Below are 25,617 nucleotides of genomic sequence, written 5' to 3'. Positions count from 1 at the left end.
GGATTCAGACCATGGGTTTTACTTGCGGCATCGTCGGCCTGCCCAATGTGGGCAAATCCACTCTGTTCAATGCCCTGACCAAAGCGGGTATCGATGCAGAGAACTTCCCCTTCTGCACAATTGAACCCAACGCGGGTATCGTACCGGTACCGGATACGCGCCTGGACAAACTGGCGGAGATCGTCAATCCGCAGAAGCTGATTCCCACCACCATGGAATTCACCGATATCGCGGGCCTCGTGGCCGGCGCTTCCAAGGGTGAAGGTCTGGGCAACAAGTTCCTCGCCAATATCCGCGAGACCGACGCCATCGCCCACGTGGTGCGCTGCTTCGACAACGACAACGTCATTCACGTAGCCAACCAGGTAAATCCGGTTGCCGACATTGAAGTGATCAACACCGAGCTGGCTCTGGCCGACCTAGATACCGTGGAAAAAGCGTTGCAACGCTACACCCGCGCCGCCAAAGGCCAGGACAAGCACGCGATCAAAATGAAAGCGCTGCTGGAGAAAATTCAGCCACATCTGGACGAAGCCAAGCCGCTGCGCTCCTTCAGTCTGAGCGAAGATGAACTGGCGGACCTGCGCGAGCTGAGCCTGCTTACCGTAAAGCCCACCATGTACATCGCCAACGTGGATGAAGACGGGTTTGAAGGTAACGCACACCTGGACGCGGTTGCCGCTATCGCCACGGAAGAAAACGCGGTACTGGTGCCCATCTGCAACAAGTTGGAATCCGAGATCGCCGAACTCGACGACGATGAAAAGCTGGAGTTTCTGGAAGAACTGGGCATGGAAGAACCCGGCCTGAACCGCGTAATCCGCGCGGGCTACGAGCTGCTGGGCCTGCACACCTACTTCACTGCCGGGGTAAAAGAAGTGCGCGCCTGGACCATCCCGCTCGGCGCAACCGCACCGCAGGCGGCGGGCAAGATCCACACCGACTTCGAAAAAGGCTTTATTCGCGCGGAAGTTGTCAGCTACACCGACTTCGTGGACAACAATGGCGAGGCCGGTGCCAAGGAAGCGGGCAAGTGGCGCCTTGAAGGCAAGGAATATATCGTTGCCGACGGCGACGTAGTCCACTTCCGCTTTAACGTTTAAGCTCCCTCTCCGGCTACTCCCGCTAGCCGATTTCCGGTGGGCGCTTGACCACTCAATGCAAGCGCCTGCCGGGATAACTCGCCACCCGCAGCCCCCGACTGCAATAGCAGCACCATAACCAACACCGAAGGTTGCCATGCACCAATCCAACTGGAGAGTTGGTCTTCCACTCGCCCTCACCACTGCCTTTCTCTGGGGCCTGCTGCCCATCGCCATGAAGGGACTGATCGAGGACATGGATTCCACCACGGTGACCTGGTACCGGTTCTTTGGTGCCGCATTGTTTGCGGTGACCTGGTATGGATGGCGTCAGGAGCTGGAACTGAAAAACCTGTTTAGCGGCAAACTTCTGCCCTATACAGTGCTGGCAGTAGGCGGCCTGCTGGCGAACTACATCGCCTATGCCACCGGCCTCAATTACATTACGCCGGGAGCACTCCAGGTCCTTATTCAGCTGGCCCCGCTACTCCTGCTGATTTTCAGCGTGTTTTGGCTCGGCGAACGCTTCTCACCCCGCCAGTGGATGGGGGTTGTTCTAGTCTGCGCCGGCCTGCTGATGTTCTTCAATCAGCGCCTCGGAGAGCTCTGGGCCGGAGAAGATCGTGAATACCTGATTGGCGTGGGCCTGGTGGTAATCGCGGCAATTACCTGGGCAGTGTACGGACTCTTCCAGAAAAAGATCGTCGCCCAATCCCGCCCGCAGAACCTTCTTACACTGATCTATGTAGCCGGTACCCTCTGCTTCCTGCCGGTTTCCCACCCGGGCACCGCGCTACAGCTGGACTGGCTGGGCTGGGGTCTCCTCCTGTTCCTCACTGCCAATACCCTCATCGCCTATGGCGCTTTCGCCAAAGCCATGGAGGTATGGGAGGCCTCAAGAGTCAGCGCGACACTCGCGCTGGTACCGCTAATGACCCTCGGACTGAGCACGATTATCGGCGCAATATGGCCGGGTTACATCGATATGGAGCCGATGAACTGGATCAGCTGGGTTGGCGCCATAACCGTTGTGCTCGGCTCTCTGCTAGCTGCCATTGGGCGTGGCCGCTGATCCACTCACGGGAATCTGTGGTAAAAGTGCATAGCGCGCTAAGCTACTGATTAATTTACCAAAAAGGTGTTGACAGCCCCCCTAGGTCGCCCGATAATGCGCGCCCTCGGTTAGCCGAGATTATTTGTGGCAAGGTAGCTCAGCTGGTTAGAGCGCAGCACTCATAATGCTGAGGTCGGGAGTTCAAGTCTCCCCCTTGCTACCATTTTCTTCTCGTGATTCCAGCATCACGGAACACCACTGGGGTGTAGCCAAGCGGTAAGGCAGCGGGTTTTGATCCCGTCATGCGAAGGTTCGAATCCTTCCACCCCAGCCATCTTTATAAAAAAGGCGATTCCCTAGGGAATCGCCTTTTTTATTTGCCGTCTATCTGACCCGCCCTCTGCTCACTCATCCAAGCCTGCCAGATTCACCCCTATCAAGTCGCAGCAACAACGCCCTCAGTCTCGGAAGACGCAGTAAAGTTGCGCTTGCGCAGCTGCTCCCGGCGCAGCCCAAGCAATCTGAGCGCCTCAAAGCCCGCCAGACACGCCACCATTCCGAGAAGCGCCAGCGCCACCCCGGATGCACCCAAAGAGCCCCACTCAGACACACAGGTCCACACGAACTGAACCACGCACAATAGCGCCACCACCAGCAGTGTGGGCGTGCGGCCTATTAAACCCACCACAAACACCCCTAACGGCGCCCCAAGGGCCACCACAGGCGCCGCAGCGAGCCAATTGTCCAGCACCCCCGGCTGCCAGTCGCCAGCGACACTCTTGACCGCCACTCCGACCACGGAAGAAAACGCCATGATGACTACAGAAGTGGGGATGGCCACCTTCAGATCCACACGGGATAGCAGAACCAGCGCCGCATACACCACCATATCAATACCGACACCGGTCACCGACACAGCGACAAATCCGGAAGCAGCACCAAGCAGCACACCGATGCGGAAATCCTTCGGGCACCGGGGGTCACCATGGTGGTCATGAGCGGTAATCTCGCGGAGACGATAGAGGTGCAGCAGACCAAAACTTCCCCAGATCACCGCAAAGGTCAGCTTTACCCACAAATCCGGTACCAGTGGGGCAAAAAACAATATCCCCAGCGGCGTAGCGATCAGACTGCCGAGCAGGGCACCGCGCAACATCGCCCAGGCAAGCGCCTGCCGACGACAAAATATATAGATACTGGCACTGACCATGCCGATGGACTGTACGGCAAAACTGAAATCCCGTCCTAGACTCGCGGGCATATCAAATAACAGCACCAGAACCGGAAATCCCACCGTACCACCACCCATAGGGGTAGAGCCGGCAGCATAGCTGCCAACAGCCATAGACAGAGCCATGGGCCAGTGTTCAGTGACAAGAGGCCAGAAATTATTGCCGAAGACGTAAACAGCCCATAGCGAATAGAACACACCGAGCCACAGCAGCCAGGGCAAATAACGGGATAAGGCGCGTTTCATAAACTTGACCCACACTCAACGTTAGCCGTGTACAAGCTTTAGAAATTTGTCATGTTCCATTGAGGCAGTTTTCGCACGACCCACAAGCTGCTCAAACCGCCCAAAGATGGTGCCAACTTCCGTATCAGACATGGAAAAACGGGGAGAGGGATAATGCTGCATCCCGTACAGCACATAACGATAATTCGTATCCGTAAAGATACTCGCATAGCTACCAGCAAAATCCTGGTATTCACAGATCTTGTGCTTCCACAGTGGCAATCTGGAGTTCAACCAGTGACACCCCTCAACGGTCGCAGGAGCATTGCGCCAGAATTCAGAATCATCACGATTAGACAGGCAGTAGTGCAAGACGATGAACTGCTTTAGGTCTTGGTAGAAGCCCCGCATTTTTTCATTGTATGAAGCGCGTAACACAGCACTTCCGTCATCGCCTGCCAAGTGCGTTGCCAGCAAACTCACGCCCAAGTGAATCATGTGCAGGCCTGTAGACTCCAAAGGCTCGATAAAGCCCCCCGACAACCCAACTGCAACACAGTTTCCAACCCAAGTATCTTTTCGGCAGCCAACTTTCATATCCAAATGCGTACACTTGATTACGCTAGCATCAGTCCCCAAAAAGCTCCGCAACTCACTTTCGGCCTGCTCCGGCGACAGCCGGCTACTGTCATAGACATAGCCACTACCCTGCCGATTAACCAAATCGATTTGCCAAGCCCAACCACTGGATAGCGCTGTAGCAACCGTATACGGACGCGGAGTCGCACCTTCTGGCATCTCCCGCTGAATAGCGACAGCCTTGTCGCAAGGCAAAACGCCAGAGAATGACTCCCAATTATCTTTCTGAAGCTTATCGATTAATAAACCGCGAAACCCTGTGCAATCAACAAAGAAATCCCCGGAAAAACTTCCCTGATCCGTTGCTACAGAAAGAATCTCCCCCTGCTCAACCTCAGCATCGAGAACAGTTGCTTCAATATGGCAAACGCCTTGCTCGACCGCTTTTCGACGCAGAAAACGCGCCAAAAGCGTTGCGTCGAGATGGTATCCATAAGGCGCAATGGCTTGAAACTGGGGAGAGGAGCCACTTTTAGGACACTGCCCCGATTTAATTAGGTGAGAATTTAAGCTGACACCTTCATCATAACGCTGCCGATCAGACCGCCCCCCGACGAACCATGCCGTAGAGATATCTACCGAGCCACCGGGTTGCTGCTGATCAAATGGATGGAAATATTCATGGGTATTACCATCAACCGGCTTCATCCAGTTACGGAACATGATCCCCGACTTGATGGTTGCATTCGTCTCTGCCATTAACTCACGTTCATCCAACCCCATGGCAGCAAAAAAGAAACGAATGCTGTGAACGGTAGCTTCACCAACCCCGATAATTCCAATATCTGGGCTTTCTATGACATTGATCTGATAGTTCTTGACATCGCGATTAAAATAGCGATTGAGGTAAATTGCGGTCATCCATCCCGCACTACCACCACCTACAATATTCAATGTTTTGATCGCGCGAGACTTCATAGGTTGCTAAATTTTTTGTAGACCGTATTTTTTAATACGTTCAATAAGCACCCGATGCTCAGGCAACGCACCTAGCAACTGCTTAGAGAACATCGAAATTTCTTGAATTCTGCTTACAGCTTCTGACATACGCGTGTACCACCCAGAACTTCCTGCGGACAGCGTCGTCTCAAATTCCATTCCGTATAGAACGTACTGATAGTTTGCCAAATTAAAAATTCCGAATTTACTCGGAAAATCATATGCACTTGGCGGCTGGAATTTCCAGAGAGCTAATTTTTCCTGGAGCGAATCAGGAATTGAGCGTGTGTCACAGTTATCAACCCAAAACGCATGATCTCGACGACCACTAATGCAATAGTGCAATTTGATAAAGTCAATTACACAATCCCATGAGTACTGCACAGCCTGATTAAACTGTTTCGCGACTATCGGCATCGCCGATTTATTTGCCGGGAAAATATCTGCGAGCATTCGTGCTGCGGCATCATAAACAAGTATGCCGGTTGCCTCTAAAGGCTCAACAAACCCCTGGGACAAACCAATAGCCACACAATTGTTTTGCCAAAAAGTTTCGCGATATCCCACTCGCATCGGAATTCTTCGAATAGACAGATCACCCGTCTTATCGTCCAGATAATCCCGAAAAACGGATTCAGCCCTGTCATGGCTCGTGTGATCGCTTGAATAGACATACCCGGTACCACGACGTTCGGATAGACCAATGTCCCATATCCACCCGCTTTCTTGAGCAGTGGATATAGTAAAGCTTGGAATTGGGGCGTCTTTGCTCTGGTTGGGTATTTGTGCAGCCAACGCATAGTCCGCAAACAATACATCGCGCTTATCTACGAACTTCACCCCTAACGACTGCCCAAGCAGAAGTGAGGCGAATCCCGTACAGTCGACGAATAAATCAGCTTCCAGCTGCTCACCCGCGACCGTTTTAACCGCAGTAATATCACCAGACTCATCGCGCAAAACACTCTGAACATCAGCGAGCAGGTGTTTTACACCCAGCTTCTTTACACCGTGACGTGTGAGTAAGCGCGCAAACTTGGCAGCATCCAAATGATAAGCATAACTGGTATGTCCCTCGTACTCGGGTACCGTCATATCTTTGGGGCCAAGCCCGCTATCACAGACCGCACCCTGTACGGCTACGGTATCCACATAACTGCCGTCTGCCGCACCTTGCAACCAGTAAGGTGTTAAATCGCCAAACTGATTATCCGGGTAATCAAAAATATGGTGGTAGTAGTCTGCTCCAGAGGTTCCGGGAGGGCGGACCCAATTCGCAAACTTGATACCCTGCTTGAATGTGGCATCACACTCACGTATGAATTCGGTTTCACTGATGCCGAGGTAACGGAGGGAATCCCTAATCGCCGGAACCGTACCTTCACCAACACCAATTGTGGGGATATTTTCAGACTCAACCAGCGTAACCTGAACGCCAGCTGGGGAGGAGGAGGCTAGCTTTTTAGCAAGGTGGCAAGCTGACAACCAGCCAGCTGTGCCACCTCCGACTATCAATACGCGTTTGATTTGCTCACTACTATCGATAGTCATGCTATTGAACTAAGTTCAAAAATTAAACACCAGCCTGCATTTTGGCCAGTCGGGAGAACTGATGCATGGAACCCAGCTGCGCGTACAGCGGCGGCAGGAAGCCACGCTTACGGAAGTCCGCAAAGTCTTCTTCGCTCAGCTCGTTCAGCTTCTTCTCATCGATCATGTAAATACCGGTCAGGTTGATCTTCTCACCACCAGCATTAACAGCAACATTCTGAGTGGTCAGCAGGTCCTTCTCGGCAAGAATCGCGATGAAAGCTTTAGTCATCTGATCACTTTCCAGGTAGCCCACCAGAGACTCTTTCTTCGCCTTCAGGTACTCAGACTCTTCGCCTGCGTCGTCGAACAGGGCATTACCCTCTTCTTCGCCGACAACGGGGCTGTTCTCTACCAAGCCAACCATCAGTTTCTCTTGATCTTCGCCGGCAGGAGCCAGAACGAAAGGATGGTTGCGCACAGCACCCGGAACGAAAACACCTTTCCAGTTTTCGCCATCAACAAACAGGTTTTCACCTACTTTAAGGCTCAGAAGCGCAACAGATTGGAATTGTCCAGTATCGGAGTTCTTCACGAAAACGATCGGGTACTCAGCACCCAGGCGAGAGAACTCATGGGCAGTTACCGGCACCATGTGAGCCTCTTTAACGTGCTCAAAGGTCCCCAATTCACGAACTTTCAGCTTACCGTGAACGTCACTGCGTAGTGGTACGATTTTTGGGGCTTCTACAGTGGCCATACAACACCTTATTCAATTGGAAGTTATTCTAAAAAGCCCGCCTAGTATATTTTTCATACGAAAAAAGGGAAGCAAAAACTTCCCTTTTTCCGTCACATCACGAAATTACTTCGCTATTAGAACTTGTAAGAAGCTCCAATGTTGATGCGGCGAGCGGTTTCGTACTCGTACAGCGGGAAGCCGCCAGTGAAACCACTTCCCGGAGCGGGCTGAGCATTATTACCCAGCTGAACAGATTCTTCTGCCAGCAGGTTGTTCACGTCGAGCTTAACATCCAGGTTCTCAGTGGCATACCAAACCGCGCTCAGATCCAGACTACCGAAATCGTCGTGCAAACGGTTTCCGTATGAGCCCGACTCACGGAGCATGTACTCACTGCGCCAGTTGTATGCAATACGAGCAGAGAACATGTCGTTTTCGTAGTAACCAGTCAGGTTATACACATTCTCGGAACTATCGCTCAGGAACGGGTTACCGTCGGTGAAAGTTGCCTCATCGGTATCAGTGTCGGTCCAGGTGTAGTTCACGATAGCGCCGAAACCGTTACCGAAGTCTTGCTGATAACCCAGCTCGATACCGGTAATTGTTGCGCTTTCACCGTTGTCTTTTTCCTGAACAGTCCAGCCAAATGGCTGCTCACTAGCAGGCAATTCAAACGGAACCTCGCTCGCGGAAGCACTGTACTCACTGATGGTTACAAAGTTACTAACGTCTTTGTAGAAAACACCACCAGAAATCAGAGAGCCCTCTGCGAAGTAGTACTCCAAGCCCAGATCAAACTGGTTAGCCAGGAAAGGCTCAAGACCAACGTTACCAACCACCCAGAACTGGTTATTGTCGATTTCGTCGTTGGCACCGATGGGGCTCGGGTTTACGTACATGTCTACGTATTGCGGACGAGCCATTACCTTGGCGGCTGCAGCGCGGACAACCACATCGTCGCTCAAGTTGTATGCCAGGTTAAAGCTCGGCAGAACAACAGAGTAGTCAGCGTCAGTTTCGGTGCGCACACCGTCAATGTAGTAGACAGAAGTGGCATCTGTGGTTACGTAGCGCAGACCGAAGTTACCGCGTACATCACCAACCTCGTAGGTAGCCATAGCGTAGACCGAAGAATTGGTCTCATCGATCTCACTGTAAGAGCCGAGATCCTCAACCTTACCGGTAACGGAAGCTTTGGCCCACGCTTTCAGCGCATCGTCATTCAGGCGAGGAATCTGGTAACTACCAGCACCCGCATCGATTGTGCCGTTGATAATGCCGTCGGTGGAGATAATCGGATCAAAGCCATCTACCTGGGTGAACTCAAAGCGACGGCTGGTGGAGTTGTGATCAGCAGTTTTAATACCGGTCTTGATTGCGTTAATCGCACCAAATTCCACGTCAAACTCTACGTCCGCCTGGAAGTAAGTTTCTTCGTCGGTTTTCGGGGTCGCATTGAAGTTAGCTCCAGTCTGCATAGACAGGGAACCTGGATCGTAGCTACCCAAGTCGAAACCGTTCAGATCCCAGGATTGACCGCCACCGAAGAAGTCGTAGCTAGCGCCGTCCAGTGCAAAGCCACCAGAGCCGTCGTCGACAGCCATTTCAAAGTCGGTTCCACCGGTTGAAGAAGTCGAACCAGCCTGGAAGCTCGCTTCGTAACCTTCACCAGAATAGGTGACAGACAGGTCAAACACGTCGGAATTCATGGTTGCTTCACGCGGACGCGCCTGCAGGAACGCCACGTTCAACGGACCACGTGCAGTGGTGCCATTCAGCTGGTCTGCCGGATCGACATCAACACCACACCAGCCACAGTTACCCTGAGTCAGCCACAGTGCGTAGTTGGTGTTGTCTGCCTCCATCTGCATATCGATGGCATTCAGCACGATATCCAGGTTTTCAGTAGGCTGGTACTGGAAAGTTGCGTTCAACGCAGAGCGCTTACGCTCCTGCTCAAATGCAACTGGGCCGGCACCCCACTCCCAGAACGCTTCGTTACCTTGACGCTGCAGCAGACGCTCTTGGGAAACAGCGGAAACCAGAACACCGAAAGTTTCGGAATCATTTTTCCAGCTCGCCAGACCGGAGAACTGCGGGTCGGTAGAGTCGGAATCAGACTGACGAGAAGCTTCGACTGAAGCCTGAAGAGTCAGCGGATCGAGATCCAGAGGCTTGCGAGTATTAATAACTACGGTACCGCCCACGCCGCCTTCAGCAAGGTCAGCCTGGGAAGTTTTGTACACTTCGATGTTTCCAACCAGCTCGGACGGCAGCAGTTCATAGTTGAAGCTACGCTTGGCAGGCTCCAGTACAAACCAACCGGTAGACGCAACGTTCTGGCCGTTCAGCGTGGTAAGAGTCAGGTCATTACCGGCACCACGGATAGATACCGCTGCGCCTTCACCGAACTGGCGCTGGATAGTTACACCAGGAACGCGCTGCAGTGATTCTGCAACGTTTTTGTCTGGGAACTTGCCAATATCTTCTGCAGAGATCGCGTCCACAATAGAGTAGGAATCGCGTTTGGTGCTGATTGCATCCTGTAGAGCTCCACGAATACCGGTAACGGTAACTTCTTCGAGAGCATCAGTTTGAGCAACTGCCAGCGGAGCCATCAGGCCACCACTCAGTACAGCCGCACTGATCGAGAGAGCGAGTTTGTTGCGCTTAAGCATCGATTTCCCCTTCCTTTTTTATAGATATAAAGGTTTGGTTAGAAATTTTTTATTCACCTTGTACCGCCAAATGATAGCGCTGTCATTTGATAGCTTTGATAGCGCTGTCATTCTCACGATCGACAATACACACTCTGGAAAGAAAAAGCTACCGCTCGGGAAGGAAAATATCTGGGTAATTGCCGTCTTTCTAATCTCACTAACTGTCATTTATGACAGTTCGAAGTGAGATTTACTCTAATTTCGGGCAGGTGCAGTACAAAATTTGTACAAACTTTTTGGGCGGACCCCACATGAGAGGCCGACTGGCTCATGCCCCTTGACCACACAGGGCAGAATGTAAAACAACCACCCATAAAAAAACCCCGGCAAGACCGGGGTTTTCAAACGACAGGTCAATCTTGACCTATTCGATTTCCTTGATGCGCATGGAGCTGGTACCACCGCCCATGTTCAGGCGCTCACCCTGGGTAATCAGGATACGCTGGCCTTTTTCCAGATCGATACGGGAACCCAATACCTCAACGATCGCGTCGGTCAGGTGGCCGAGCGGCACAGACGCCGGGTCAAACTCAATCGGCTCCACACCACGCAGCAGTACCAACTGACGGGCAACACGCGAGTGGCGAGTCATTGCAAAGATCGGCAACTGACTGGTGGCACGAGACATGATACGTGGGGTACGGCCAGACTCGGTCAGTGCTGCTACCGCACACAGGTTCTCAACGCGGGCCGCAGACTCAATTGCTGCCTGAGCAATCACGGTATCGATGGTCTCGGAAGAAGAGCGATCAGCAGCCGGGCGAGAGGTAGTACCCAGGTACTGCTCCGCACCAACAACTACTTCCGCCATGGACTCTACCGCCGCTACCGGGAAGTCGCCAGCGGCGGTTTCCGCAGACAGCATCACTGCATCGGTGCCATCCAGAACCGCGTTGGCCACGTCCATCACTTCGGCGCGGGTCGGGGTCGGGTTGGTGATCATGGATTCCATCATTTGAGTCGCAGTGATCACACCGCGGTTCAGTTCATTGGCTCGGTTGATCAGTTTCTTCTGCACGCCTACCAGCGCCGAATCACCGATTTCTACACCCAGGTCACCACGGGCCACCATGATCACATCAGACGCCAGAATAATACCGTCCATCTGCGCATCATCGTTGACCGCTTCAGCGCGCTCCACCTTGGCAACGATCGCGGCATTGCTACCCGCTTCACGCATCGCCTTGCGCGCGATATCCAGGTCTTCACCGCTGCGCGGGAAGCTCACAGCGAGGAAGTCCACATCCAATTCAGCAGCGAGTTTGATATCGCCGTAGTCTTTTTCGGTAAGCGCCGGCGCGGAAAGGCCACCGCCTAACAGGTTAATACCCTTGTTATTGGACAGCTTGCCGCCCTGCAGTACACGACAGAACAGCTTGCTATTGGTACCACCGGTGACTTCCAGGCGAATCTTGCCATCGTCCAACAGCAGAATATTACCGGGCTTACAGTCTGCGATCAGTGAAGGGTAATCGACACCCACACGCTGCTGGTTACCACCCTCTTTCGGGCAATCGGCGTCGAGGGTGAACTCGGCGTTGTTTTCCAGGAAGATACTGCCTTCCGCAAAACGGGCAATTCGAATTTTCGGGCCCTGCAGGTCGCCCAGAACAGCAACCAGTTTGTTTTGCTCTGCAGCGGCGCGGCGCACTTCTTCCACACGTTTGCGGTGGTCATCGGCACTGCCGTGGGAAAAGTTCAGGCGTACAACATTTACGCCGGCGCGGATAATCTCGTCAATTACACGCGGCTTGTCCGTGCCCGGGCCGAGTGTGGCAACAATTTTTGTATGGCGAATCATAGTGGTGGTTTTTTGTATTTGAATGTGAAGTGAGACCGATTCATTGTGATCGCAGTCATCGTTGACCGCTTACCTCGCTACCAAACCCGCTAGCAAGGTCAAGAACAGGCCCGAGTGAGTCTTGCACTCACCCGGGCGGGATAACGCAAGGTTATCCGGCTGCTATTACAGAAGTAATTACAGACCCTGGGCTTTGGCCATGGCCAGACTGGTGTCGAGCATACGGTGAGAGAAGCCCCACTCGTTGTCGTACCAGGACATCACTTTCACCAGGTTACCGTTTACACGGGTGTGGTTGGCGTCAAAGTGGCTGGAAGCTGCGGTGTGGTTAAAGTCCACAGAAACCAGAGGCTGATCGCAGTAGGACAGCACACCGCCTTTCATGGTACCGGCAGCGTCCTGCAGAATCGCATTGATTTCGTCTGCAGTGGTTTCGCGGCTAGCAATAAACTGGCAGTCCACCAGGGAAACATTGTTCACTGGTACACGTACCGCCATACCGTCCAGCTTGCCCTGCAGTTCCGGCAGCACCAGACCTACCGCGGCAGCCGCGCCAGTCTTGGTCGGAATCATGTTGTCTGCGGCTGCACGTGCACGATAGATATCTTTGTGCACCGCATCCTGGGTGTTCTGATCGTTGGTGTAAGCGTGAACGGTGGTCATAAAGCCGCGCTCGATACCAATCGCTTCATTCAGCACCTTGGCAACCGGTGCCAGACAGTTAGTGGTACAGGAAGCGTTGGACACAACTTTGTGCTCTGCCGTCAGCTTGTCGTCGTTCACACCGTAAACCACGGTCAGATCTGCGTCTTTGGACGGAGCAGAAATCAGTACCGCTTTTGCACCAGCTTCCATGTGCTTGGACGCTGCAGCTTTATCAGTGAACAGACCGGTACACTCAAGTACCAGATCCACTTCCAGTTCCGCCCATGGCAAGGCGGCAGGATCGCGCTCCTGGCAAACTTTCACAGTGTCACCACCAATAACCAGGTTCTCACCCTCAACCACAACTTCGGTATTGAAGCGGCCGTGTACGGTATCGAAGCGGGTCAGATGGGCATTGGCTTCCACCGGTGCCAGATCGTTAATCGCAACCAGTTGGATACGGTCGTTATAGCCAGACTCGTAAATTGCACGAGTGACATTGCGGCCAATACGACCATATCCGTTAATAGCAATTTTGAGTTTCATATCGCTACACCCTTTGTCTTGTAAAGTTTATGAATTTTGTATCGCGACGCTGAGTGCAAATCCCCCCCAGCGCGTTGTCTCAATCTTGAGATTTTGGAATCCATTCAGGCTGAATCAGCCTTTTAACTGGGAAGCCTCTTTCGCGAGACGCGTGATCTCAGCCCAGTTCTTTTCTGCTACCAATTTCGGAGCCGCCATCCAGGAACCGCCAACACAAACAACGTTGGACAGGTTCAGATAATCCATCGCGTTCTTCGGTCCAATACCGCCGGTAGGACAGAACTTAACCTGGCCCAGCGGGCCGCCGATGGATTTCAGCATCGGCACACCACCGGCCGCTTCCGCAGGGAAGAACTTCTGGTAGCCATAGCCACGTTCCAGCAGACGCATAACATCTGAGGGGTTAGCAGCGCCCGGCAACATGGGTACCGATACATCGGCAGCGGCATCCAGCAAAGCGTCGGTCGCGCCCGGGCTCACCATAAAGGTCGCGCCGGCATCCACGGAGCGACGGATGTCGCCAGCATTCAACACCGTACCGGTACCTACGTGTGCATCTGGCAGGTGCTTGGCAATCTCTTCAACCGCAGCCAGCGCTGCCTCTGTGCGCAGAGTGACTTCCAGTACGTTCAGGCCGCCTTCTACCAACGCCTGCGCCAGCGGCAGTGCATCACTCACGTTATCGATCACGATTACCGGCACAACGCCAGCCTGTTCCAATACGGGTACAAGAGTCTCTTGCATGGTCAATTCCTAAATCTCGTCTAATTCGTTGTTATTTAAATGGCCTAGGGCCCGATAAATTAAGGTGCCCAGTACACAGTGACCGGCTTTGATCCCTGCTTGAGAATGCTGCGAACGGGCATTTCCAGCACGTCATCGCCCAGCAGAGCCTGGCGATACACTTTCAGCTTCTCTTCGCCAGAGATCAGCAATTTAATTTCTTTTGCCTGCAAAATTGCCGCAAGTGTCAGCGTCATACGCTCGGTGTGCACACCGGTGACTGCGCTTTGTTTGGCAGTAATGGCTTTGCACAGCTTTTCACTCTTCGGATCGAGCGCTTCTTCCAATCCTTCCGCGTACGGGAAGAAGGAAGCGGTATGGCCATCGTTACCCATACCCAATACACACACGTCGAAAGGGCGTGGCAACTCTTGAAAAGCGCGCTCACAATCTGCTTCGCCTGCGGATGGCGTGGCTGCGGCATTTTTCATACCCAGACACGGCGCCTTGGCCGCTTCGTTTTGCAGCAAGGTATTAGAAATAAATGCCAGATTGCTGCCCGATTCGTCTTTCTCTACCCAGCGCTCATCAACCAGCGCTACATTTACCTTCTCCCATGGGAGCGGGCGACGGGACAGTTCGCGATAAACCGGCTCGGGCGAGCTACCGCCACTTACCAGGAACGTCGCCTGACCGTTCTCTTTGATACCTTCATGCAGAGCAGCAGCGCACTCATTGGCGAGCGCCAGCGTCAGGCGCTCTCGATCTGCAAAAAACTTTTCTTCAACCATGTCTTATGACCGATTTTGAAATTAATTCTTTTACTGAATAATTCGTTTAAGGGTTAAACCAGTGGTGACCATTTTCCGCCAGCAGTTGGTTAGAGGCTTGTGGCCCCCAGGTGCCCGCGCGATAAAGCTGCGGCTGGTTGTTGGTTTCGCGCCAGCGGTCCATGATGGGGTCGACCCATGCCCAGGCCGCAGCGACTTCATCGCGGTGAATAAACAGCGCCGAGTTATTCGCCGCCGCATCCAGCATCAGGCGCTTGTAGGCGTCACTCTTGAAGCTGTCGTAGGTTTCAGACAGCGACAGGTTCAGCTCAACTGGTTGCAGCTCCATGGTCAGGCTGTCCATTTTCTTCGCCATCAGCACCAGCTTGATACTCTCTTCCGGCTGCAGGCGAATCACCAGGCGGTTGGGCAACACCTCGCCGGCTTCCGGCTGATACACACTATGGGAAACGTTCTTGTATTGAATAACAATTTCCGCACAACGCTTTTCCATACGTTTGCCGGTGCGCAAGTAGAACGGCACACCGGTCCAACGCCAGTTGTCGATGTGCGCACGAATCGCGACGAATGTTTCGGTGGTGCTATTCGGTGCTTTCAATTCTTCCAGGTAACCGGGCACCAGCTCTTCGCCCAGGCCACCGGCCACATACTGGCCGCGCACGATATTTTCATCTACATCGTCGTCTGTCAGCGGACGCAGGGCTTCCAACACCTTGATTTTCTCGGAGCGGATATTGCGGGCGGACATGCTGTTGGGCGATTCCATCGCAATCAGGCACAGCAACTGCAGCAGGTGGTTCTGAACCATGTCCCGCATTGCGCCAGTGTCATCGTAGAAACCGGCGCGCCCTTCAAGACCCACGGTTTCATTAATGCTGATCTGGATCTGATCAATGGTCTTGGCATCCCACAGGTGCTCAAACAGCACATTGCTAAAGCGCAGCGCCAGCAAGTTTTGAACCGTTTCCTTACCCAGGTAGTGGTCGATACGGAAAATACTTTCTTCGCGGAAGTACTCTGCGATTTTGCTGTTAATTTCGTCGGAAGTTTTGGCGTTGTAGCCCAGCGGCTTCTCTACCACGACGCGGGAGTTTTCGTGGATCAAACCTTTAACAGACAGGTTTTCACAGCAGGGGCCGAAAACTGCCGGAGGAATCGCCAGATAAAACAGACGAGTGCGCTCGACATCGTTGCCCAGCAAATCTACCAATACATCCCATTGCTCGTCGGGCTTGGAAATATCCAAAGACACCGCGCGTAGCAGCGGGCTGAAAGCTTTCCACTGCTTATCCGAATACTCACCGTCACGCAGGTGGGTTTTCAGCGCCTGCTGAGCGGTATTCATGTACGCATCGGCATCTTCCTGGCGACGACACACCGGGAAAATGCGGGTGCCCTTGTCGAGGCCACCTTCGATAAATGCGCGGTACAACGCGGGAATCAATTTGCGCAGTGACAGATCTCCGCCGCCACCAAACAGTACCATGTCGAATGCTTTTGCCATTGTTCTGCTCTCAAACAAAGACGCGGGTATCTTTTTTTGCAGACCCCGCGTGAATTTCAGTTAAAAAAGAATGCTGCCACCGGTTTCCGCGCCGCTTGCGAGCTTGCGCATATTGGTAAAGAGATCGCGGCCCATGCCTGTGTCATTGCCAGACAAATCGCATTCCGCTGGCGCTCTTGCCGCCAGCTCTTCATCACTTACATGTACTTTGAGAACACCGGCTTCCGCATCGAGCTCGATGAGGTCGCCATCTTGAATTTTGGCTACCATGCCGCCTTCCAGAGCTTCTGGAGACAGATGGATTGCCGCTGGTACCTTGCCGGAGGCACCAGACATACGGCCGTCAGTAACAAGCGCTACTTTGAAGCCTCGATCCTGCAGAACGCCGAGCGAAGGCGTCAGCTTGTGCAGTTCCGGCATGCCGTTCGCTTGCGGCCCCTGGAAGCGCACCACTGCGACAAAGTCCTTTTCCAGCTCGCCCGCTTTGAACGCATCCAGCAGATCATTCTGGCTGTTAAACACCACTGCCGGAGCAGTAACTTTCAGCTGTGGAGATTTCAGCGCAGACACCTTGATCACGCTATTACCCAAATTGCCTTTCAACAACTGCAGGCCGCCATGACTAGAGAACGGATCGTTCGCCGGGCGAATAATGTCAGGATTCCCGGACTCTTCCGCAGTCGGGCGCCACACCAGGCCAGTCTTGTCATCGTTTAGGAATGGGTCGTAGGTATAAGACTCCATACCGGAGTCGCCGAGCACGGTGCTCACGTCGTTGTGCAGCAAACCTGCACCCAGCAACTCGCGAATCAGGTATTGCATACCACCTGCGGCCGCAAAGTGGTTGATGTCGGCAGTACCATTCGGGTACACGTGACACAGCAGCGGTACTACTTCAGACAACTCAGCCATATCCTGCCAGGTAATCTGGATACCGGCGGCGCGCGCCATCGCAATCAAATGCATGGTGTGGTTGGTAGAACCACCGGTGGCATGCAGGCCGACAATGCCATTCACAAACGCTTTTTCGGTAAGAATTTTGGCAATTGGGGTGTAGTTGCTGGGCTCGGAAATTTGCACCAGCTGCTTCACTGCAGTTTGATTCAGCGCGTCGCGCAATTCCGTACCCGGATTAACGAAGGAGCTGCCCGGCAACTGCAGGCCCATGATCTCCACGAGCATCTGATTACTGTTGGCGGTGCCGTAGAAGGTGCAGGTACCGGCACTGTGATAAGAAGCACTCTCGGCTTCCAGCAGTTCTTTACGACCAACTTTGCCCTCTGCATACAACTGTCGAACGCGAACCTTTTCCGAATTTGACAGGCCGGTGGGCATTGGGCCTGCGGGCACAAATACCGCAGGCAGGTGGCCGAATGACAGCGCACCAATTACCAGTCCAGGAACAATCTTGTCGCAAATACCGAGATACAGGCCACCATCGAACATGTCGTGGGACAGGGAAATGGCTGTAGCCATGGCAATGACGTCACGGGAAAACAGTGACAATTCCATGCCCGGCTGCCCCTGAGTCACCCCGTCGCACATTGCCGGCACGCCACCGGCAACCTGTGCTGTTGCGCCGTTGCGCAGCGCTTCGGCCTTCAACATATCGGGATAGGCGCCGTACGGCTGGTGCGCAGACAACATATCGTTGTAGGCATTGATGATGGCCAGGTTTGGACCCTGTCCGGATGCGATCAGATTTTTATCGTGATCGCTGGAAGCCGCCATTGCATGCGCTATGTTCCCGCAAGCAAGGTTGTGACGTGCCCGGCCTTTGCCTTGCGCGCGTTCAACCTGGGCCAGGTACTTGGCCCGGGTTTCTTCACTGCGGCGAATGATCCTGTCGGTCACCGCCTGTATGCGACTGTTTACCGCTGTTTGGTTTGCCATTTTTGATCAACTCTTCGTTTTTTTATCGGCCCGCCACACGTTGTTGTTAAGCCTGTTCTCCAGCAGACTCAGCCACCGCAACTTCCGGTAGCTCCGTGGACATAACCGCGCCGTTCTTTTTCCGGCGGTAGTATTCGATCAGTTGAGTCGTAGAACTGTCTTCGCCCGACAAATCTCCCGCAGCCAGTTTCGGCTCCAGTTTATTCGCCAGGCCCTTACCCAGTTCCACTCCCCACTGATCAAAAGAATAAATTTGCAAAATCACACCCTGCGCAAAAATTTTGTGCTCATAGAGTGCGATCAGCGCTCCCAGTGATCGGGGGTCCAACTCTTTCAAGAGTATTGTGTTACTTGGCTTTCCACCCCTGTGTACTTTGAATGAGGTGAGCCTTTTTATCTCTTCTTGCGACAGCCCCTTGGCTGCCAGCTCGCTAGCCACTGACTCGGCATCCACACCGTTCATCAGCGCCTGGCTCTGGGCAAACATGTTGGCCAGCAAAATTTCGTGGTGACCATCCAGGTCGTGCCCGGGTGCCACGCTGCCAATAAAGTCCGCCGGCACCACTTCCGGGCTCTGGTGCAGATACTGATAAAACGCATGCTGCCCATTAATACCCGTCTGCCCCCAGATCAGAGGGCCGGTGGGGTAATCCACCGCCACCCCGGCGCGGGTGGTTGATTTGCCATTGCTCTCCATATCCGCTTGCTGCAAATACGAAGGCAACATATGCAGTGCCTGCTCGTAGGGCAGTACGGCGTGTGCCGGGTAGCCCATAAAGGTGCAATACCAGACACTCAGCAGCGCCATAATCACCGGCGCATTGGTTTCCAGCGGCGCTTCGCGGAAGTGCTTGTCCATGCTCGCAGCGCCATCCAGCAGCGCGCGGAAGTTCTCAAAGCCGCAGGCGATCGCAATTGGCAAGCCGATGGAGGACCAGAGTGAAAAGCGCCCCCCAACCCAATCCCAGAACCGGAAGGTCCGCTCTGGCAATACCCCAAACTGCTGCGCCTTATCGGGACTGGAGGTCACCGCAGCAAAGTGCTGCTGTAGTAACACCTCCCCATCCACTTCCGGCATCGCCCGCTGCAGCCACGCATGTGCGCTGCGGGCATTGGTCATTGTCTCGCTGGTCGTAAACGTCTTGGACGAGACAATAAATAGTGTCGAATCGGCATCCAGGCCGGCCAGCACATCCGTGAGCTGAGTTCCATCCACGTTGGAAACGAAATGCACTGCGACATCGCCCTTCCGGTGGGCTCGCAGCGCTTCGATGGTGGTTTGCGGCCCGAGATGGGAGCCACCTACCCCAAGATTGACTACATCGGTAAACCTTTTACCCCGATAGCCAGTCAGGGCCCCATTATGTAGTAAAACTACAAACTTTTTCAAGCGCTCCAATTCAGCCTCGACCTGGGCCGTGACGAAATCCCCATCGATCTCGATATCTTCTTGTAAACCCCCACGCAGCGCGGGATGCAGCACTGCCCGGCCCTCAGTTGCATTAATTGGCTTGCCGGCGAAGAAATCTGCGCACCAGCGGGGCAATTCCGCCTCTTCCGCCAAGCGTAATAAATTTACAAAAACTTCTTGGTCGAGCAGGTTTTTCGAGAAATCCAGCAGGAACTCCGGCAGCTCGAGCGAAAAACGCTCGGCCCGCTGCGGATCTACAGCAAACAGGCCCTTCAGCGACGCCTGCTTGAACTCGGCGGCTTGCGCCTGCAGCGCCTGCCAGATAGGTGAATGTGCTAGTGGTTGAGATGAAGAAGTGTCAGAGTGCATAGCGACCCCCGGAAAGTGATGCCAGCACTGGGGTTGCGGGCACCGGTTATTGTTATTTACCCGTTTATCTCGCTGCTTTCACACCCCCTGAGCGAGAACCACCGAGCAAAATGACAACGCTGTCAAATTGGCGAGAGAGTCACATAGTTGGTGGAAGCTGTCAATCGGGCTTGTAGTTTTTTTCCACAGGCGCCAGTGCGGCGCGCACTGAACTAGGCACAACAAAAGCGTGAATGACTGTCAGGCCATCGTCGCGCAGCCCGGAACCGGTTAAACTTGCGGGTTAGGCAAAGACAAGGAAAACGCCAGACATGAAAAGCACCATCAACGACGTGGCTGCACGGGCCGGGGTGTCGATCAAGACCGTTTCCCGGGTGATCAATAATGAACCCTCGGTACGGCCCGCCACCCGCAAGAAAGTGATGGATGCGGTTGAAGAGCTTCACTACCAACCAAACCTGGCGGCCCGTAACCTTGCGGGCACCCGCAGTTACACCATTGCGCTGATCTACGACAACCCGAACGCCTACTACGTGATCGACATGCAGAACGGTATTCTCGAGGCGTGTAAGGCGCGTGGCTACGAGCTACTGATCCACCCCAGCAATTCAAAGTCCGATACGGTTAACGACGAGTTGCGGGCCCTGGTGGAGCACTCCAAGGTTGCCGGCGTAGTACTGACCCCGCCCTTCTCCGAGACCCAGTCGGTCATTGATGAAGTAAACAAGCTCAACCTCGACTATGTCCGTATCGTCTCCAGCGGCGCCGCCGAAGGCGACGAAGACAACTGTATTCAGGTTGACGATACTGCGGCAGCCTTCGATATCACCAAGCACCTGATTGAGCATGGCCACCAGCGCATCGGCTTCCTGTCCGGTGGCGAGGAGCACGTTTCCACCCACGGGCGCCTGGACGGCTACAAGCAAGCCTTGCAGCAGGCTGGCATCAACTTGGCGCCAGAGCTGGTCATCCCTGGCGAGTATTCCTTTGACTCCGGTGTGGCCGGCGCTAAGGCACTACTCGAAAGCGACAACCCACCCACCGCCATCTTTGCGAGTAACGATGAAATGGCGGCGGGGGCACTGTTTGCCGCACGCCTGATGCATATCGAGATCCCGGAGCAACTCTCTATTGTCGGCTTCGAGGACAGCCCCTTCTCCCGTCAGACGTGGCCGAAACTCACTACCGCGCACCAGCCCAACAGTGAAATCGCCAAGTGCGCGGCCGCGCTGGTATTGAATAAAGCCCGAAGCAAAGGGGCTGCGGAAAGCGCTGCGGCAAACAAAGAGGCCGGTATTACTAAGGTATTTGTGCCGGAACTGCTGGTACGTGACTCTACTGGCGATTCACCAGCGGGCTAACGTTACCCCCAGCCTTTCCTAATTTCTCCTATCGGGGCTATTAAGCCCCTCTCTCCTTCTCTCTTCTCTCTTCTCTCTTCTCTCTTCTCTCTTCTCTCTTCTCTCCAACAATCTTCCACCGAGCTTGATACCTAGATCACGTCAGAATGATTTCAGCGTCACCCCGCACCCAATGTGACACAGTTCTCACCTGAGCCCGGAATTTACGAGAATATGAACCTCTCGCCAGTCACACAAACTGCTTCGGCGAGTACTCCACTAATTTTCAAGATCACAGGGAGGGGAATTACGCCGTATATCGGCGTCTAGGAGAGACAACCAACGATTTACATTCAAATTCTCGGGCGGCAGGAAGGCTTTTTGCCGTTGCCCAAAATAATAATTCAAGGACGCATTTGAAGATGATCGAAACGCTTAAAAAACAATCGCTTCTGGCTATCGCTATTGCCGCTGCATCGACGCCCGTTGTCGCGGAAGAAAGTGAAATTATCGAAGAGGTAATCACCATTGGTACGCGAGTCGAGGGCCGTTCCGCCGCAGACTCCGCCGTCCCTATCGACATCATTACCGGAGAAGACTTCGTCAATCAGGGCGACTCCGATCTGAACTCCCTTTTGCGCAACGTTGTACCCTCCTACAACGTCAACACCCAACCCATCAGTGACGCTGCCAGCCTGGTTCGCCCCGCCAACCTGCGCGGTCTTGCGCCCGACCACACTCTGGTTCTGGTCAACGGCAAGCGCCGTCACCGTGCCGCCGTAATTGCCTGGCTGGGCAACGGTGTTTCTGACGGTGCACAGGGCCCGGACATCTCACAGATTCCCTCGATCGCCCTGCAACAAGTTGAAGTACTGCGCGATGGTGCAGCAGCACAATACGGTTCTGACGCGATTGCTGGCGTCATCAACTTCCAACTAAAAGATGACAGCGACGGCGGAGCCATCGAAGTCAAAGCGGGTCAGTTCTACGAGGGTGACGGACGCCAGTTTACCGTCGCCGGTAATTACGGTATGCCGTTTACCGACCAAGGCTTTGTAAACGTCAGTTTTGAAGCAGGCAGCAAGCAAGATACCGATCGCAGCGTACAAAGGGATGACGCCGCCGGGCTGATTGCCGCAGGTAACACCGCGGTAGCCACGCCGGCACAAGTGTGGGGCAGCCCTGAAATCAAAGACGATTTCAAGTCGGTTGTTAACCTCGGACTCGAGCTTGGTGGTGGCAAAGAGTTCTACGCCTTTGGTAACTATGGCAGCAAAACTGTTGATGGTGGTTTCTACTTCCGTAACCCCGAAACACGCAGCGCTGTATTCAGTGATGGATCAGGCCCGCTTATTGGCGACCTGAACCCAGACAATGGCCTGGACAGCTGTGCGGGCTTCACCCATGCCCAGGCCATCGCCAGCGATGAATGCTTTTCCTTCCAGGAAATGTTCCCGGGCGGCTTCACCCCCCGTTTCGGTGGTTACGTAACCGACTTGTCCGGCCTCGCCGGTGTTCGTGGCGAACTCGACAATGGCTGGGCTTACGACGTAAGTGCCTCGCTCGGTTATAACGATGTCGACTTCTTTATCTACAACACCGTTAACGCGTCCTTGGGCCCACAATCCCCGACGAGCTTCAATCCGGGCGCTTACACCCAGCTTGAAAAGAACTTCAATATCGACCTGATTAAAGGGTTCGAAGTTGGCCTCGCTTCTGAACTGAGTGTTGCCACCGGTTTCGAATGGCGCGACGAAACCTTCGAGATTACCACTGGCGACCAGGCGTCTTATGAAATTGGCCCTCTGGCCGCACAAGGCTTTAGTGCGGCGTCGAACGGATTCCCAGGCTTTGGCCCTCTCGCTGGCGGTCAGTGGAGCCGCTCCAACCTAGCTACCTATATCGATATGGAAGCCGACATCGTAGATGGCTGGTTAATGGCGGGGGCGTTGCGCTTTGAGGATTTCGAAGACTTCGGTACCACCGTCAACGGAAAGCTGGCGACCAATCTGGAACTAAGCGAAGCGGTTTCCCTGCGCGCCTCGTGGAGTACTGGATTCCGTGCACCAACTCCAGGGCAGTCCAACGCGTTCAACGTCTCCACCGAGTTTGATGTTGCACTCAATGACCTTGTGAACAACGGCACCATCCCTTCCACCAACCCGGTTGCGCAGCTGCGTGGCGGTGAGGCGCTGGACCCGGAAGAATCCACTAACTGGACTATTGGTGCGGTATTCAGTGCCGGTCCTATCGACGTGACCGTCGACTACTTCAACATTGAACTGGAAGGACGTATTGCACCTTCGCAGCTTTACTCCCTCACCCAGACGGAAGTAGACACCCTGGTCGCCTCTGGCGTAACCAGCGCTGCAAACCTGCAGAACTTCCGTTTCTTCACCAATGACTTCGACACCACCACCAAAGGTTTCGACATTGTCGCGACCTACGGTACCGATGCCATTGGCGATAGTACTGACATCAGCCTGGCCTTTAACCAAACGCAAACTTCGGTAGACAGCTTCACCCCTGAAACTATCGATGCGACGCGAATCCGTGAACTGGAAGAGGGTCTGCCGGAAACACGCTGGAATCTTTCCAGCACTACCTTCGTTGGCGACTGGCGCTTCCTGGCGCGCGCTAGCTACTACGATGACTGGTACGATTCGGAAGATGACCAGAAATACAGTGGTGAAGTCATTGTTGATGCCGAAGTATCTTACGCATTCAACGAACAGGCCTCTGTCATTCTGGGTGCGCAAAATATTCTGGATCAAACTCCAGAAGAAAACCCAGGTGCGGCAGGCGGTGTAGGCAACCGCTATAGCCAGTTCTCACCTTTCGGCTTTGAAGGTGGCTTCTACTACCTCCGCACCCGTTACGAATTCTGACGGACAAGCTGACGACCTAATGAAGCCCGCTCATTGAGCGGGCTTTTTTGGTCAAAAAAAAGCCCTCACTAGGAGGGCAAAGATGACGAGAACCAAAGAGAAAGCATAAAACTGACTGTTGCGATAACAACAGCGGGAAGGGTTACTTCCAGCTGCGCATTTTGTGCCCTTTCAGAGCATAGAAAAGAATAAACAGGTAAGCCGGAATGGCGATGGCGTATGCCAGCTGGCCGTCACCGGTGTCGGCAAAGTGGCCGTACAGCGGCGGCAGAATCGCACCACCAGAGATGCCCATAATCAGCAGCGCGGCACCCTTGGAGGTGAACTTGCCCAGACCATCCAGCGCCAGCGGCCAGATTGCCGGCCAGCACATGGCGTTGGCAAAGCCCAGCAATGCTACGAAGTAAACTGCGTTGGGAATTTCAGGCAGACCGAAGATAGCCAGGGTTGCAGAGGACATCACGGTGCTCTCAAGAGAACCGGTCATTACCGCAATAGTAAACAGGATTCCCAGCACAGCGGAGAGCAGCAGCGCGGTTTGCTGGCTGATAAAGCGCGGGATCGCAACGGTGCCCCAGAGGTAGCCCAATACCATAAATACCATGGTGTAAGACGTCAGCACAGAAGCCACCGCGGTATCCAGACCCGCCTGCTTACCCAGCAGACCAATCGCATCGCCGGCAATCACCTCAACACCTACGTAGAAGAACAGCGCAATGGAACCTAGGATCAGCTGCGGGAACTTCAGCAGCGCAGGCAGGTTTACCGCCATCTCTTCCTGGCCTTCGATGGCTTCGTCTTCAATATCCGGCAGCGGTGCGAACATCATCGCAACGGCCAGGATAAATCCGAGAATTGCCATGCCGATGTACGGAGTAACCAGCTGACCCGCCAGCTCGTCCAGCTTGGCATCTTTCGCAGTTGCGGCAAGTGCAGCCAGTTCTGCGTCACTTACACCGCTGATGCCAGACATAACCAGCGCGGTAAATACCAGCGGCGCAACAATACCGGCACCTTTGTTCAACAGACCCATGATGCAAATGCGCACCGCCGCAGTATCCGGAGAACCAACTTTTACTACGTACGGGTTAGAGGCAGTCTGCAGAATGGTGAGACCAGAGCCCACAACAAACTGCGCGAGCAAGAAGATACCGAACATACGGCTATAAGCCGCCGGAATAAAGATCAGGGCACCCACAGCAACCAGGGCAAGTCCCAGTGCCATACCAGTTTTGTAACCGGTGCGCTCAATGATCGCAGCCATGGGCAACGCCATTACGGTATAGGCGATATAAAAGGCGGAAGCTACGAGCATGGCCTCAAAGGCACTCAGCTCACAAATGGTTTGCAGGAACGGAATCAGAGCACCGTTCAGCCAGGTAACAAAACCAAAAATGAAAAATAGCAGGCCGATGATTACCATCGGCAAAACGCTACTGCGCGTTTCGCTCTGGCTAATAACTGCGGTATTCATAGAGTCACCTTTAATTATCGTTATCTAGCGTTAATAAATTTCGTCATCAATTTTTGTATGCATGCAGATG

At 53.9% G+C, this 25,617-nt stretch carries 17 protein-coding genes and 2 tRNA genes; 6 read left to right on the top strand and 13 right to left on the bottom strand.

What is annotated here, in order from left to right; genetic code table 11:
• Window positions 1-11 precede the first annotated feature (11 nt).
• From ychF to Mag101_RS04485, 4 genes are all read left to right on the top strand, one after another.
• Window positions 12-1,103: a redox-regulated ATPase YchF gene (gene ychF / locus Mag101_RS04500; protein WP_077401394.1), complete on the top strand. Its 1,092-nt coding sequence runs from the start codon at window positions 12-14 to the stop codon at window positions 1,101-1,103.
• A 136-nt stretch (window positions 1,104-1,239) separates the two neighbouring features.
• Window positions 1,240-2,154, top strand: a complete 915-nt coding sequence (locus Mag101_RS04495) for a DMT family transporter (RefSeq protein ID WP_077401391.1) — start codon at window positions 1,240-1,242, stop codon at window positions 2,152-2,154.
• Window positions 2,155-2,282: 128 nt separating this feature from the next.
• A tRNA-Met gene (locus Mag101_RS04490) sits at window positions 2,283-2,359 on the top strand.
• A 36-nt stretch (window positions 2,360-2,395) separates the two neighbouring features.
• Window positions 2,396-2,470, top strand: a tRNA-Gln gene (locus tag Mag101_RS04485).
• A 102-nt stretch (window positions 2,471-2,572) separates the two neighbouring features.
• Here Mag101_RS04485 and Mag101_RS04480 read toward each other — a convergent pair.
• From Mag101_RS04480 to pgi, 12 genes are all read right to left on the bottom strand, one after another.
• Window positions 2,573-3,613 (bottom strand): sulfite exporter TauE/SafE family protein, encoded by a 1,041-nt coding sequence (locus tag Mag101_RS04480; RefSeq protein ID WP_077408049.1) that lies wholly within the window; start codon window positions 3,611-3,613, stop codon window positions 2,573-2,575.
• A 21-nt stretch (window positions 3,614-3,634) separates the two neighbouring features.
• Window positions 3,635-5,149 carry a tryptophan halogenase family protein gene (locus Mag101_RS04475; RefSeq protein WP_077401388.1) on the bottom strand — a complete coding sequence of 505 codons (1,515 nt, stop codon included), beginning with the start codon at window positions 5,147-5,149 and terminating at the stop codon, window positions 3,635-3,637.
• 6 nt (window positions 5,150-5,155) lie between these two features.
• Window positions 5,156-6,721 (bottom strand): tryptophan halogenase family protein, encoded by a 1,566-nt coding sequence (locus tag Mag101_RS04470; protein WP_198040087.1) that lies wholly within the window; start codon window positions 6,719-6,721, stop codon window positions 5,156-5,158.
• A 22-nt stretch (window positions 6,722-6,743) separates the two neighbouring features.
• Window positions 6,744-7,460: a SapC family protein gene (locus Mag101_RS04465; RefSeq protein WP_077401385.1), complete on the bottom strand. Its 717-nt coding sequence runs from the start codon at window positions 7,458-7,460 to the stop codon at window positions 6,744-6,746.
• Between the two features lie 116 nt (window positions 7,461-7,576).
• On the bottom strand, window positions 7,577-10,120 hold the full coding sequence (locus Mag101_RS04460; RefSeq protein WP_077401382.1) for a TonB-dependent receptor: 2,544 nt from the start codon (window positions 10,118-10,120) through the stop codon (window positions 7,577-7,579).
• Window positions 10,121-10,526: 406 nt separating this feature from the next.
• Window positions 10,527-11,963, bottom strand: coding sequence for a pyruvate kinase (gene pyk, locus Mag101_RS04450; protein ID WP_077401377.1), 1,437 nt, complete (start codon window positions 11,961-11,963; stop codon window positions 10,527-10,529).
• 177 nt (window positions 11,964-12,140) lie between these two features.
• Window positions 12,141-13,154, bottom strand: coding sequence for a type I glyceraldehyde-3-phosphate dehydrogenase (gap, locus tag Mag101_RS04445; RefSeq protein WP_077401374.1), 1,014 nt, complete (start codon window positions 13,152-13,154; stop codon window positions 12,141-12,143).
• Window positions 13,155-13,268: 114 nt separating this feature from the next.
• A complete protein-coding gene (eda, locus tag Mag101_RS04440) occupies window positions 13,269-13,898 on the bottom strand; it encodes a bifunctional 4-hydroxy-2-oxoglutarate aldolase/2-dehydro-3-deoxy-phosphogluconate aldolase (RefSeq protein WP_077401371.1) in 630 nt (209 codons plus the stop codon).
• 59 nt (window positions 13,899-13,957) lie between these two features.
• Window positions 13,958-14,668, bottom strand: coding sequence for a 6-phosphogluconolactonase (gene pgl / locus Mag101_RS04435; RefSeq protein WP_077401368.1), 711 nt, complete (start codon window positions 14,666-14,668; stop codon window positions 13,958-13,960).
• A 46-nt stretch (window positions 14,669-14,714) separates the two neighbouring features.
• Complete coding sequence (gene zwf, locus Mag101_RS04430) at window positions 14,715-16,172, bottom strand: glucose-6-phosphate dehydrogenase (RefSeq protein ID WP_077401365.1); 1,458 nt, start codon at window positions 16,170-16,172, stop codon at window positions 14,715-14,717.
• Window positions 16,173-16,232: 60 nt separating this feature from the next.
• Window positions 16,233-18,065 (bottom strand): phosphogluconate dehydratase, encoded by a 1,833-nt coding sequence (gene edd, locus Mag101_RS04425; protein ID WP_077401362.1) that lies wholly within the window; start codon window positions 18,063-18,065, stop codon window positions 16,233-16,235.
• Between the two features lie 46 nt (window positions 18,066-18,111).
• Window positions 18,112-19,845: a glucose-6-phosphate isomerase gene (gene pgi / locus Mag101_RS04420; RefSeq protein ID WP_077401359.1), complete on the bottom strand. Its 1,734-nt coding sequence runs from the start codon at window positions 19,843-19,845 to the stop codon at window positions 18,112-18,114.
• A 311-nt stretch (window positions 19,846-20,156) separates the two neighbouring features.
• Here pgi and Mag101_RS04415 point away from each other — a divergent pair, with 311 nt between their 5' ends.
• A complete protein-coding gene (locus Mag101_RS04415; protein WP_077401356.1) occupies window positions 20,157-21,206 on the top strand; it encodes a LacI family DNA-binding transcriptional regulator in 1,050 nt (349 codons plus the stop codon).
• A gap of 401 nt (window positions 21,207-21,607) precedes the next feature.
• Window positions 21,608-24,073 (top strand): TonB-dependent receptor plug domain-containing protein, encoded by a 2,466-nt coding sequence (locus tag Mag101_RS04410; protein WP_077401354.1) that lies wholly within the window; start codon window positions 21,608-21,610, stop codon window positions 24,071-24,073.
• A 142-nt stretch (window positions 24,074-24,215) separates the two neighbouring features.
• Here Mag101_RS04410 and Mag101_RS04405 read toward each other — a convergent pair whose 3' ends face one another.
• Window positions 24,216-25,547, bottom strand: coding sequence for a sugar MFS transporter (locus Mag101_RS04405; protein WP_077401350.1), 1,332 nt, complete (start codon window positions 25,545-25,547; stop codon window positions 24,216-24,218).
• Window positions 25,548-25,617: the final 70 nt, after the last annotated feature.

It is taken from the genome of Microbulbifer agarilyticus (assembly GCF_001999945.1).
Classification (GTDB): domain Bacteria; phylum Pseudomonadota; class Gammaproteobacteria; order Pseudomonadales; family Cellvibrionaceae; genus Microbulbifer; species Microbulbifer agarilyticus_A.
This window is presented reverse-complemented; position numbering and strand designations above follow the sequence as displayed.